We start from the raw sequence: 13,505 nt of genomic DNA, 5'->3' as shown, positions 1-13,505 counted from the left end.
TAAAAGGATTATTGCGTTGCAACTTAACAAGTGGTTTAGGTGAAGAAACCTGCTCCACTGTTATGTATCACAACAAATTCAAACAAGAAAATATGTCGGATAAATCTGATTTTTTTGCTGCACTCGCTAAAGGAGGCGGGATACTAGGGAAGGGGCTGATCGCTGGTTTTGCCGGAACGGCTGCTATCACCGTCTCGCAAATGATAGAGATGAGCATCACCAAGAGGAGCATGAGCGATGCCCCCGCCAAAGTAGGTGGCAAAGCCTTAGGTGTAGAGCCAAGGGGAAAAGCCAAACTTGCGAAGGAAAAGGCGAAGTCTGGAGATGCCGATGTGTCGGAAGACCTGGAAGAAGAAGTAGAGTCGAACAAAGAGCAGTTCGAGCAGTTGATGCACTTTGGTTATGGTACAGGCTGGGGTATAGCCCGGGGTGCTTTAGACCTGGCAGACATCAAAGGAGTACGTGCCTCCGCTATTCATTTTGGGGCTATATGGGGAGCAGCCCAAATCATGCTGCCAGCTAATAATGCGGCAAAACCCATTACAGAATGGTCGGCAAAACAGATAGCCATCGATTTGTTTCATCATGCCGTGTATGCTTTTGCTGCCGGAGCGATGTATGATGCCATGACCGAGGCTGAACCCCGCAAAAAGAAAAAGAGCAAGAAGAAGAAAAAGAAAAAGAGCAAGAAATAAAAACAGGCTTAGAATATCTTAACTGTAACATAGTACAGCTTTAACCTCAAAATTAACAGAAAGCGCCGCTTAAACAACTGTTTAAGCGGCGCTTTCTGTTGAGGATCTTTATTCTCATATTTGGCTGGCAAATACTTCTTTAGCAATGGAAGCGGGAAAAAACTGGTATAAATATTTTGAACCATTTGAATAATAAATTAAACAATTATAATTATCTTCAGTTGGTGATTTCAGTCATAGCCATTGTAATAGTCAAGATGCTGGGAGAAAATGCTTTGTGTGCTGATTGGAGTTTAAACTTTATGCCGATAAATTTAGCCAAGGTGAAAGCATAACTGATTCTTTATCAGACCAGAGGCTAATACTTAGGTTGCCTTTACAACATGGATTATGATTTGAGACAGGAAGTGTATAAGACGAACATGCAGCAACATATAAAACGCATCCTTTTTCTGTTCTTTTTCATTTATGCAGAAACTTTATGCTCTCTACAGGCGCAGGACCTGACCTTTGTGAAGGTGCCACTGGCCCGCGACAACGGCGTTGGACTTATAGCCGGTATTGCGCAGGACAAGCAGGGTTTTCTTTGGCTCGCTACCCATACAGGACTTCACCGGTATGACGGCTACCAGCAGGTTACCTATACAAATAACCGGTACAATAATAACTCCCTTGCCGATAACCGCCTGGAATGTATTGTGGCAGACAGCAAAGGTGTTATCTGGATGGGGGTGTGGGCGAACGGCCTAGACAGATTTGATCCAAAAACTGGAAAGTTTACCCATTTCCGATACAACGCCCAGGACCCTAGGAGCCTGAGTGATGATCTGGTGACAGCCCTGCTGGAGGACAGAGATGGAAACTTGTGGGTCGGCACGCACAGGGGCCTGAACCTGTTCCACCCTGAAACCGGAACATTTACCCGTTTCCAGCACGATGCGGCGAACCCTAAAAGTATCAGCGATAACAAAGTCAGGGTTATTTACCAGGACCGCCAGGGCGCAATTTGGGTGGGGACAGGAAGCCCCTGGGAATCGAAGCCTGAGGAAGGTGGGCTAAACCGGTTCGATCCTAAGACGGGTACTTTCGAACGGTTTATGCATGATCCAAAAAATCCTGAGACACTGGCCTACAACTGGGTAAGGGCGATTTATGAAGACAGCCGCGGCATATTCTGGATTGGCACCTTCGGGGATGGCCTGCACCAGATGGATCGGGAGAAAGGCACCTTCAGGCGTTTCCCTTACGATTTGCGCCACCCTGAGAAGCTGAGTCGTCCTTACATTGATAAGGAAAAGCAGAACGATGGCATCAACATTATTCATGAAGATCATACCGGTGCCATCTGGATAGGTACTTACGACAGCGGCTTGAACCGCTATAACCCACAAACAGGCAAAGTGACGCATTACCGGAAAGACAGCCGTAACGCTGCCGGCCTGGATGATAACAACATCTGGGCAGCCTTAAGTACCCATGAAGGAAGCCTCTGGTTTGGCACCGCCAACGGGAACCTGTTCCGGCTAGACCCTCACCGGAATCGCGTTCCGCATGAGGAGACCAACTCTGTAGTGTATAGTTTCTTCGAGGACCCAGCTGGCTTTTTGCTGTTAGGAACCTCTAAAGGGCTGATAAGGAAAGACCTGAAGAACGGGCGCACCAAACGCTACGTCCATGTTCCAACTGATCCCAAAACCATAGGCAGTGATACCGTTCTCTCCATTTACAAAGACCGGAAAGGGATTTACTGGATAGGAAATGCCACAGGAGACCTGAATAAATACAATCCCTACACCGAGACCTATACCCGCTACCAGCATGACGAGAAAGACCTGTCCAGCCTGAGCGCTGGTCCTATCTATGCCATGCTGGAAGACAGCCAGCATAACTTTTGGGTAGCCACAGGATTTGGGCTTGATAAAATGGATCGGGTGAATGGCACCTTTACCCATCACCAGCACGACCCCAATAACCCCGGGAGTATCAGCCATAATTCGATTACCTCCATTCTGGAAGATCAGAGAGGTGTTTTATGGTTGGGAACAAGGTTTGCAGGGGGTATAAACCGCTATAGCGTAAAAAGCGGTGTCTCGAAAAAGTACCTGTTGGGGAGCAACATAGCGAAAATTTACAAAGACTCGGATAACGTGCTTTGGGTGGCCACAGAGTCTTCAGGCATTTATTACTACAACAGGTCTGCAGATGCCTTTATACCATTTAAGCCAGAGCTGAATAAAAATGTAATCCATATAAAAGACATAGTGGAAGATGATCAGCAAAACCTATGGTTCACAACTGAACATGGACTGCTGAAGCTCAACAAGGACCGGAACAATGTGCTCCTGCTCGGGGACTCCTATGGTGTTTCCCCAAAGTCGCTTTCTTTCCAGGCAGCTTATAAAGACCTCCAGGGCAAACTCTACTTCGGTAATGATAATGGGTACTATGCCTTCTACCCGCACCAGTGGCACCCGAACCGGCATCCGCCGCTTGTAGCGTTCACAGGGCTGCGTCTTTTCGATAAAGAGTTGCTACCAGGTAAAAGAAGTCCTCTCAAAGCACCGGTAAGCGAAGTAAGCGCCATTGAATTCGACCCTGAACAGAATGTCTTTTCTTTTGATTTTACTGGTATTCATTTCATAGATCCGGAGCAGAACAAGTACCTGTATATGCTGGAAAACTACGACCATGACTGGCGTGCAGCTAAATCAGAGCGTGTGGCTTCCTATTACAACGTGCCGCCTGGCAAATACAAATTCCGGGTTAAGGTTGCGAGCAGTGATAATGTATGGGCCGAAAAAGCGATTCAGGTAAAGGTGAAGCCGCCTTTCTGGAACACCTGGTGGGCCTATGGTTTTTATGGCGTTGTGTTGCTTGGCTTCGTTTTCTCCTTTAACCGCTCGCAGCGCCAGCGCCTTATCAGGGAAGAAAGGCACCGGGCGCGCGAAAGGGAACTGGCGCAGGCACGTGAAATCTCTAAAGCTTATAAAGAGCTGAAAAGAACTCAGGTGCAGCTCGTGCAGCAGGAAAAACTCGCTTCCCTGGGAGAACTGACAGCGGGCATTGCCCATGAAATCCAGAACCCGCTGAACTTCATCAACAACTTTGCCGAGGTAAGTTCAGAACTGGCAGATGAGTTACAGCACGAGTTTGAAGCCGGAGAGATAAGCGAGGCAAAAGCTATCGCAGATACCATTAAGCAGAACCTCGACAAGATAAAGCTACATGGGCAGCGGGCAGACAGAATTGTAAAAGGGATGCTGCAGCACTCGCGCACCAGCACCGGGCAGAAAGAGCCGATTGATATAAACGCCCTGGCCGATGAGTACATGCAGCTGTCTTATCATGGCCTTCGTGCAAAAGACAAATGCTTTAACGCTACGCTGCAGAAAGATTTTGGAAAAGGGTTGGATAAAGTGGTTGTGGTGCCGCAAGAGTTGGGTCGTGTACTGCTCAACCTCTACAACAATGCCTTTTATGCAGTGCAGCAGAAGCTGAAAAGCGTGGGCAGTGGTTATGTGCCAAAGGTGGAGGTAAAGACCAGCCGCCACGGAGAATGTGTGGAGATAAGAATAAGAGACAACGGTGGTGGAATGTCGGATGCCGTAAAAGCCAAAGTCTTCCAGCCCTTCTTCACCACCAAGCCTTCCGGGCACGGCACCGGCCTAGGGCTGTCCCTTTCCTACGACATCATCACCAAAGGCCATGGCGGAGAGATGTCCGTAGATTCAGTAGAAGGAGAATATACCGAGTTTATCATCAAGCTGCCTGTCACTATTCCGGCTGTTTCCGAACCTGTTACTTTTTAAGGAAAAGCTGAATTGCTCAGGATCATTAGCCACTTAAGCAATGATTTGAGTGGCTGTTTACATGTGTGGATAAGGGATAATCCCAATAGGGCCTCTACCCCCAGGACTAGGCTGCTCGGGAGAGCACAGGGAGAAGCGATGGAACTGTTTCTGAGTTGCCTGTGCCCTGGGCTTAGCCACACCAGTTTAGAAAGAATAAAGCACTAGAAGAGGATGTCGACTCATAAAATGAGTGAGATTCCATGGAGTATAGTTTAGGAGGAGTGGTATTACCAGAGGGTTTCCTTTCCTTTTCGTGCTGAAATTCATACATTTAGTCTAAACGCCACCTTAATACATAAAATGATGGAGCTTCAAGTGAATGGTATAAAACGTGCCGTCAGTGCCGGAGCCGGAACAAGCCTGCTCTATGTGCTGCGCGATGAACTGGACCTGACGGGCACCAAGTATGGTTGCGGGGAAGGCCAGTGTGGCGCCTGCACGGTGCTGATGGATGGGAAAGCTGTTCGCTCCTGCAGCGTACCACTGCGTGCAGCAGAGGGAAAACAGGTTACAACAATAGAAGGGCTGGAGAAAGAGGGCAAGCTTCACCCTGTACAGGAGGCTTTCCTGAATGTAGATGTTTTTCAGTGCGGCTATTGTGCACCGGGTATGATTATGTCTGCAGTTGCACTGCTCAAGGACAATCCAAAGCCATCACAGGAAGAGATAGTGGACTATATGAACGGGAATATCTGCCGTTGCGGAACTTACCCCCGCATCGTGAGGGCAATACAGGAAGCGTCTAACACAAAAGCATAAGGCCATGAAAGAAGAATCCGACGCAGATACCCAACAGAACCAGGAGCAACAGGTGCCTGCTTCTGAAACCAACAGCGGGTTTAGTAACAGCAGGCGCAGGTTTTTTAAACTCCTGGGTGGCGGTATTGCCGTAACATTTGTGTTGCAGGATGCCTTTGCTCTTCTCTCTGAACCTGAAAATGCACTGGATTTCAGAAGAGCATCATCCAGGGAAGTGGGGGCGTGGCTTCATATCGGGGAGAATGATGTGATTACAGTGTATACCGGCAAAGTGGAGGTTGGGCAGAACATCCGTACTTCTCTGGCACAGGTAGTGGCCGAAGAACTTCATACTCCGGTTGCCTCCATCAATATGGTGATGGGCGATACTGATCTCACACCGTATGACGCTGGTACTTTTGGCAGCCGCACCACACCGAGCATGGGGCCGCAACTCCGGAAAGCTGCTGCCACAGCCCGAACCATGCTGCTGGACATGGCAGCGCAGCAATGGAAAACGGATAAGAGCGCACTTAAAGTTGCTGATGGCAAAGTCATCAACACTAAAAATAACAAGGCACTTTCTTTCGGAGAGATCACCAAAGGAAAGCAGCTGCTGAAAGAGGTATCGGAAAGTACATCTTTAACTCCCACCGATAAGTGGCAAATTGCCGGAACATCAGTGCCAAAAGTAAACGGGAGAGACCTGATTACAGGACGGCATAAGTTTGTCTCTGACCTGAAGCAGCCGGGAATGCTGTACGGGAAAGTGCTTCGTGCCCCCGCTTTCGGCGCAAGCCTGGCCTCCGTGGATCTTTCTGCTGCCGAGGCCATGCCTGGTGTGGTCGTGGTGCACGAAGGTGACTTTGTTGGTGTAGCTGCTCCCGATGCTCAGACAGCAACAAAGGCATTAGAATCAATAAAGGCGCAGTGGAACAAGACGCAGCAGCCATCCCGCTCCAATATCTTTGACTACCTGAAGAAAAATGCTTCCGAAGGTAGGGGAGGAAGAGGCAGTACCGAGAAAGGAAATGTAGCACAAGGTATGGCTGCAGCTGACAAAAAGCTGGAAGCTACTTATAACATCGATTATATTGCCCATGCGCCCATGGAACCGCGTGCTGCTCTGGCGAAATGGGAGAACGACAAACTGACTGTCTGGACCGGCACGCAACGGCCTTTCGGAGTCCAGGACGAATTGGCCGATAAGTTTAAAATACCAAAAGAGAAGGTTCGGGTTATCATGCCCGACACAGGATCAGCCTACGGTGGCAAACACAGCGGGGAAGCAGCCGTGGAAGCTGCACGGCTGGCAAAGGCAACACAAAAACCTGTCAAGCTCGTCTGGACACGTGAAGAGGAGTTTACCTGGGCCTACTTCCGGCCAGCGGGTGTGATAGAGGTAAGCAGTGGCGTAATGAATGATGGTACCTTAACATCCTGGGAGTTCCACAACTACAACTCCGGCGGCTCAGGTATCCGTACGCCGTACGAGGTGCCTGACCAGCAGATACAGTATCACCCGGTGGAGTCACCGCTACGGCAGGGTTCTTACCGCGGACTGGCTTCTACGGCGAACATATTCGCACTCGAGTCGCAGATGGATGATTTGGCGCATCTGGTAAACATGGATCCGCTGGAGTTTCGGCTGAAAAACCTGCAGGAGCCCCGGTTGAGAGCCGTTTTTGAAGCTGCCGCGAAAGCTTTTGGATGGGGAAAGTCAAAGCCTGCTCCAAACCATGGCTATGGTATAGGGGGCGGAACCGAAAAAGGGGGCTTTACAGCTACCTGTGCCGAAGTCGCCGTTGACCCGGGTTCTGGAGAGGTAAAAGTGCTACGCACAACCACTGCGTTTGAGTGCGGGGCGATCATCAACCCGGAACACCTTGAAAACCAGATTCTGGGTTCTGTTGTACAGGGCCTTGGAGGCGCCTTGTTTGAGGCTGTTGATTTTGAGAATGGAAAGATTCTGAATCCTCACTTTGCACAGTACCGGGTTCCGCGCTTCAAAGACACACCCATTGTAGAAATCGTCACCCTCAACCGGAAAGACCTGCCTTCTTCCGGAGCCGGAGAAGCGCCTATTGTGGGCATAGCGCCGGCTATCCGGAATGCCATCGCCAATGCTACCAGTGTCCGGCTAAAGACTTTGCCCCTGGTGCCAGATGGCCTGAAAGCTTCTGTTGGTGCTCCTTAAAGAGGCAAGTGGCAGGACTGTAAAGTGAAGGCAAGTCAATTGAAAAATAGAGCTGTACCTCGTGAATACTATGTATATCGACTATTGTTGATGTAAGTCTTTTACTGTGGTGACTCAGGTCATACTTTCAGCGATTTGGTTTAGGTAGTTTTGTTTATCTATTAGTCAGACACTACAAAGCTTCTTTAACCATGTTCATTGTAAAAGATTTAAACAGGCTACAAAAAGGGTTGAAAAACAGCAGCACTATGCCGATGAAATATGTTAGTGGAGGGTTAGAGTGCACCTTCTTAAAAGAAGGTTCTACAAATAATGTTATCCTCATCAGGGATGAAGTACTTGCAGAGGCTTTGATGCACACAGGCATTCGAGGCATCATAGCAGGAGCAGACCTGAAAATTCTGGTGAACACATTCGATAGATTTTGCTTGCGCGTAAAGGCTAGAAAACTGTACCAGGAACTTCACGATACGCTGCTTGCTGCCAATGCGGCTATGCTGGATGCAATAGCTGCTTAAGCTGTTCATCTGGATTGCCTGCCTTGCCTGACGCTGCTTTATATATAACCCGTTTTTCCCAGATGAAGTGGCGGATGAACCAACGTACCACAGACAGCTTCAGGAGCTGTTAGTATAAAAAAGAATATAAAGCAGAAGCCCGTTCTGCTGTCATATAAATGGCAGCAGAACGGGCTTCTGCTTATAGAAAACTACGCTAAAATATGTATCTTAACCTACGTATGAAAGACTTTAAAGCAGCTGTTTACGTAATACTCTCAGCTAATTGAACCCATAATGCATCAGGATGAACAGTTGGTATACAAGCCCCAAAGAAGACGTTTTAGCTGAACTTAGTTCATCTGTCAAAGGTATCCCGGATGCCGAGGCTGGTGCGCGTCTTAAAAAGTACGGTCCTAATAGCCTGGAGGAAAAGAAGCAGAAAAGTCCTTTCAAAATGCTGCTGCAGCAGTTCACCGAAACCATGGTGCTGATCCTGATAGCTGCTGCCCTGCTCTCCCTCTTCCTCGGTAAAACAACAGAAGCCGTGGCTATTCTGGCGATAGTGCTCCTTTTCGGATTTCTAGGGTTTATTCAGGAGTACAGGGCAGAGCGTGCCATGGCCGCTCTGAACAGAATGGTAGTTCCGAAGGTGAGGGTGCGAAGGGACGGTACAGTAAAGGAAATACCTGCAAAGGAACTGGTGCCCGGCGACATTGTAGAAATAGAGGCAGGAAACGTGGTACCCGCAGACCTGCGTGTGCTGGAAGCATTTAACCTCAAAATACAGGAGGCCTCATTAACAGGAGAGTCTGAGGCAGTAGAGAAAAGCACAGCTACCCTGCCGGAAGAGGATGTGCCAATAGGTGACAGGAAGAACATGGCATACATGGGAACTGTAGTAACCTATGGCAGAGGCGTAGGAGTAACGGTTTCTACCGGCATGCGCACAGAACTAGGTAATATTGCCAACCTCATATCAACCGTAGAAACAACGAAAACGCCACTGCAGGAACGGCTGGACAAGCTGGGTAAGATGCTGGCACTTGTTGGAGTTATTGCAGCGGCTATAATCTTCGGCATAGGTATGCTTTTGGGTGAGACAGCCGCAGATATGTTTCTGACAGCGGTGAGTGTTGCCGTGGCCGTTGTTCCTGAGGGCCTTCCTGCCGTGGTGACCATTACACTGGCACTGGGCGGACAAAGAATGTTAAAACGGAATGCCTTGATCAGGAAGCTTCCAGCCGTGGAGACACTTGGCTCTGTTACAGTTATCTGCTCTGATAAAACCGGCACCCTCACCCAGAATAAAATGACGGTGACAGTGGTAGACCTGGCAGAGCAGACAGTAGAGCTAAAGCCCGGTGCTCCTGTAGAAGAAGGTGAACAAGCAGCAGACACCCTTGATTTTGCACTTGCTGTTTCCGTGCTATGCAATGATGCCACACTGGATAAAGCTGCTGACCCTGAATCAGAGCAGGTAATCGGAGACCCTACCGAGACGGCTTTATTAGTAGCAGGAGCGAAGCGGGACATCCACAAAGAAGACCTTTATCAGGCGTTGCCAAGAGTGAACGAAATACCTTTTGACAGTGAGAGGAAACTGATGTCCACCATTCATAAAATGAACGGGCAGGCACCACACTATTTTAACGTTCTCCAGGGCAGTCCTTTTCTGCTTTGTACCAAGGGCGCCCCTGACGCTCTTTTGAAAGTTGCTGATTCAGTATGGGTGAAGGGGAAGCGGGAGCCGCTGAATGAAGAATGGAAGGAGCGGATTATTCGGGCTAACTCAAGACTGGCAGAAAATGGCATGCGGGTGCTTGGCCTTGCCTTTCGGGCTTTAGACAGGGCAGATGGTGATGAAATGGAAAATGGCCTCACCTTTATTGGCTTGACAGGTATGATTGACCCTCCCCGGGAGGAAGTGAAAGCAGCTGTCAGTAATTGTAAGCTGGCAGGTATTAAACCCATCATGATTACAGGAGACCATCCGCTGACTGCTGCAGCTATTGGCAGAGACCTGCAGTTCTCAAATCAGCATGAAGCCATAACCGGCGAAATGTTGAACAAGGCAGGCGAGGAGGAACTGCTAAGCTTAGCTGAAAAAGCCTCTGTGTATGCACGCGTGTCGCCGGAAGATAAGCTACGAATAATAAGTGCCCTCCAGAAACGAGGTGAAGTGGTGGCCATGACTGGCGACGGTGTGAATGACTCCCCGGCTTTACGAAAAGCAAACATAGGCGTAGCCATGGGAATAACAGGCACAGACGTGGCCAAGGAGGCGGCAGATATGGTGTTGCTGGATGATAACTTTGCTACAATTGTGGCGGCAGTAGAGGAGGGAAGGGTGATTTTTGACAACCTGCTCCGGTTTATCAGGTTCTCCTTTGCAGGAAATATCGGCAAAGTGCTTATCATGATGGTGGCCCCCTTTTTTGGAATGGTCATAGCGCTACAGCCTTTACAGCTGTTATGGCTGAACCTGCTCACCGATGGATTACTTGGGCTTGGCCTGGGGACAGAACCCGCCGAAGAGGATACTATGAGAAGACCGCCCAGAAACCCGGAAAAGGGAGCGCTGGAAAAGAAGGATATTTTCCCCTTAGGCTTAGTCGGAGTAACAATTGCTGCTGTTTCGCTGGGGTTAGGTATATATTATTTTGACTCTTCCAATCCGGAAGATTTGACATGGCAGACCATGATTTTTGCTACCGTAGGGTTTTCGCAGGTCTTTCAGGCACTTGCGTTGCGATCTTCAGCCCACTCAGCGTTTGCCATAAATACAAACTTGTTGATGACACTGGTAGTTGCCGGCGCTGTTCTTCTACAACTGGCAGTCATATACCTGCCTTTCATGAAAAGCTTTTTCAGGCTTGTGCCTCTTTCACTGGAAAACCTGCTCATTTCCGTTGCTGCGGGCAGTATTGTCTTCTTTGTCATTAAAATCTATCGGAAATTAGCTAAGCAATAGTAACAGATAACAGTAGAATGCGGCAAATGAGTTACTAACTTGAATGGGAGAAGGTTAAGCTGGTTGTAAATCCTGGATTTCTTTTATCTGATATTATTTACAAGCTCTTTTTCCGCAGCATCTTTCCGGCCCTTTCCTCGCTGAGTTTATCCCCCTCTTTCACCACTCTGCCGTTTACAATTACGTAGCGGAAGCCGGTGGCTAACTGATGCGGGTCTTCGTAGGTGGCGTTTTCTTTTACTTCGGCCGGATTGAAAAGAAGTATGTCGGCCTTAAACCCTTGCCTAATGAAGCCACGGTCCTGCAGACCTATGGTTTCGGCGGGCAAGCCTGTCATTTTGTGTATGGCTTCCTCTAAACGTAAACTCTTTCTGTCCTGAACATAAGTTTGTATGATTTTAGCATAGGTGCCGTAACCCCTGGGGTGGTGCATGGTGGGGCTGCCATCGGTACAAACCATTACGTATGGGTTCTTCAACAAAGTTTCCTGTAACTTTTCGTCCATAACAAAGTAGGCACCGCTTGCACCGTAGGGTCCGATTTCATCTATAAGAATATCCTGAAAAGGCTTGTTCAGTTCCCTGGCTACCTGAGCAAGTGTTTTTCCCCTGTGTGGTCCCGAACCAATTAAAGTGGCTTCAGGCCCATTGCGAAGCATGACCCTGTTGTGGAGGTACGTGCTTAACTCTGCTCTTCTGGTGTTTATCACTTGCTTGAAATCATTTGGCTTCTGGGCCCACTCCGGAAAGAGGATGGCGATGCCTGTGTAGCTGGCGGTGTAAGGGTATAAATCGGCTGTGACTTTCAAACCCCTTGCTCTGGCGCTATCCAGCAGGTGCAGAATTTCCTGTGCCCTGTTTTGTCCTTTGCCGAAGACTACTTTCAGATGCGAAACATGAACCGGGCCGTATTTCCCCAGTGCCAGCAGCTCCTTTATAGATGCCTCCACAAAGGCATCATCTTCGTTCCGCATATGGCTCATGAGCAGCCCATTGTTTGCTCCGACCACTCTGGCCAGTCTGTTCAACTCTGTGCTGTCTGCAAAATAACCGGGTGTATACTCAAGCCCGGTCGTCATGCCATAGCAGCCGGCCTCCATGGCATCAGCCAGTAATTTTTCCATAGCCGCATAGTGCGCTTCAGAAGGAACAGCGTCGTACTGCGTGCCAGACAGCATCCGTAATGTGCCGTGGCCGACAAATAGGGCAACATTGACAGCAGGATTAATCTGGCTGACGCTGTCCATCCAAACCCGCAGGTCCAGCTGCTCCGGGCTAAAGCCATCCTGACCTAAGCTTATGGTAGTGACACCCATTGAAATAAAATTTCTGAATTGCGGCGTTTCCAAAGGGTCCCCATGTGCGTGGGTATCAATGAATCCAGGAGTCAGAACCAAACCTTCAGCATTTATTTTTCTGCCAACAGAATAAGTTGTGGCTGTATCTTTGTTTATCAGCGCAATCGAATCGCCTCTTATCAGGAGGTTTGCCACATAAGGAGCCTGTCCTGTCCCATCAATGACAGTAGCTTTTTGCAGCAGCAGGTCATAAGTCTTAGAATTGCCTACACGCAGACAGGATGCAAGGGTAACGACCAGACAGATAAATGGGAGCGCTTGTTTCACTGCCTTCATATTCTTTTTTTGCCTTTGGTTTTATACTGGTTCCTCCAGGGGGAGCTTTTCAGAGACAATATACTATGCTTACTTGGTATAGTGCGCAGCCATGGAGTGAACAAGGGTAGATATGCTCTTCAATTGCCGGTGGGGCAGGTGTGGCGCGTCCTGATTCAATGTATTGCTATTCAGTTGTTCTGCCATGTGCAGGCGTGTAAAACAGTGGCTTTTGTTGGAGTTATTGTGTTAAATTGTCTATCTTAATTGCTGATGAAGCAGCTGATCTCAGCACTCTCAACCTAACCTGTGACCGCTATGAAAAAAACATTGACTACTGCTTTTCTTGCCATGGCAGGATTTTGCGCTTTCTCTCAAACAGCTGTTCCCTCTTCTGATGCACAGATAAAATCTGCTGTGCTTGCTGCTCCATCCGATAAAAGGGCAGACGCCACCGTATATGGATATAATCAGAAGGGTGAGTTTGTATTACTACGGAAAGGGTCAAACGACATGATATGTTTGGCGGATGATCCGAACCAGAAAGGCTTCTCAACTTCCTGCTATCACCAAGACCTGGAGCCGTTTATGGCACGGGGCCGGGAGTTGCGGAAAGCCGGTAAAACATCACAGGAAATTTTTGATACGAGGGAGCAGGAGGTAAAAAGCAATAAGCTAAAGATGCCAAAACAAGCTTCTACCTTATTTGTGTATGGTGCGCCAGAAGAAAACTTTAACCAGACTACCGGCGAAGTTAAGGATGGCTACCTGCGGTATGTGGTATATATTCCTTTTGCCACCGCAGAAAGCACTGGTCTGCCGCTTAAACCCGATGCCCCGGCTATGCCTTGGATCATGCATCCTGGAACACACGGCGCTCATATCATGATCAATCCTCCAAAAGACAAAGCCGCACAATAGCGTATCGCTTTTAAAAACAT

At 48.6% G+C, this 13,505-nt stretch carries 8 protein-coding genes; 7 read left to right on the top strand and 1 reads right to left on the bottom strand.

Annotated elements, in window-relative coordinates:
* Positions 1-92: 92 nt before the first annotated feature.
* From ACFS7Z_RS04010 to ACFS7Z_RS03985, 6 genes are all read left to right on the top strand, one after another.
* A complete protein-coding gene (locus ACFS7Z_RS04010) occupies positions 93-695 on the top strand; it encodes a hypothetical protein (RefSeq protein WP_377481279.1) in 603 nt (200 codons plus the stop codon).
* Between the two features lie 383 nt (positions 696-1,078).
* A complete protein-coding gene (locus ACFS7Z_RS04005) occupies positions 1,079-4,504 on the top strand; it encodes a two-component regulator propeller domain-containing protein (protein ID WP_377481276.1) in 3,426 nt (1,141 codons plus the stop codon).
* 342 nt (positions 4,505-4,846) lie between these two features.
* Positions 4,847-5,305, top strand: coding sequence for a (2Fe-2S)-binding protein (locus ACFS7Z_RS04000; RefSeq protein WP_377481273.1), 459 nt, complete (start codon positions 4,847-4,849; stop codon positions 5,303-5,305).
* 4 nt (positions 5,306-5,309) lie between these two features.
* Positions 5,310-7,481 carry a xanthine dehydrogenase family protein molybdopterin-binding subunit gene (locus ACFS7Z_RS03995; RefSeq protein WP_377481270.1) on the top strand — a complete coding sequence of 724 codons (2,172 nt, stop codon included), beginning with the start codon at positions 5,310-5,312 and terminating at the stop codon, positions 7,479-7,481.
* Positions 7,482-7,729: 248 nt separating this feature from the next.
* Positions 7,730-7,999 carry a hypothetical protein gene (locus ACFS7Z_RS03990; RefSeq protein ID WP_377481267.1) on the top strand — a complete coding sequence of 90 codons (270 nt, stop codon included), beginning with the start codon at positions 7,730-7,732 and terminating at the stop codon, positions 7,997-7,999.
* Positions 8,000-8,285: 286 nt separating this feature from the next.
* On the top strand, positions 8,286-10,952 hold the full coding sequence (locus tag ACFS7Z_RS03985; protein ID WP_377481264.1) for a cation-translocating P-type ATPase: 2,667 nt from the start codon (positions 8,286-8,288) through the stop codon (positions 10,950-10,952).
* A gap of 97 nt (positions 10,953-11,049) precedes the next feature.
* Here ACFS7Z_RS03985 and ACFS7Z_RS03980 read toward each other — a convergent pair whose 3' ends face one another.
* Complete coding sequence (locus ACFS7Z_RS03980) at positions 11,050-12,585, bottom strand: N-acyl-D-amino-acid deacylase family protein (protein ID WP_377481261.1); 1,536 nt, start codon at positions 12,583-12,585, stop codon at positions 11,050-11,052.
* 297 nt (positions 12,586-12,882) lie between these two features.
* Between ACFS7Z_RS03980 and ACFS7Z_RS03975 the strand changes: the two genes are divergently transcribed.
* Positions 12,883-13,485: a hypothetical protein gene (locus tag ACFS7Z_RS03975; protein WP_377481258.1), complete on the top strand. Its 603-nt coding sequence runs from the start codon at positions 12,883-12,885 to the stop codon at positions 13,483-13,485.
* Positions 13,486-13,505: the final 20 nt, after the last annotated feature.

Source organism: Pontibacter toksunensis, from assembly GCF_042686245.1.
Classification (GTDB): Bacteria; Bacteroidota; Bacteroidia; order Cytophagales; family Hymenobacteraceae; genus Pontibacter; species Pontibacter toksunensis.
The sequence above is the reverse complement of the archived record's forward strand: the minus strand, read 5'-3'. Positions and strand labels throughout refer to the sequence as shown.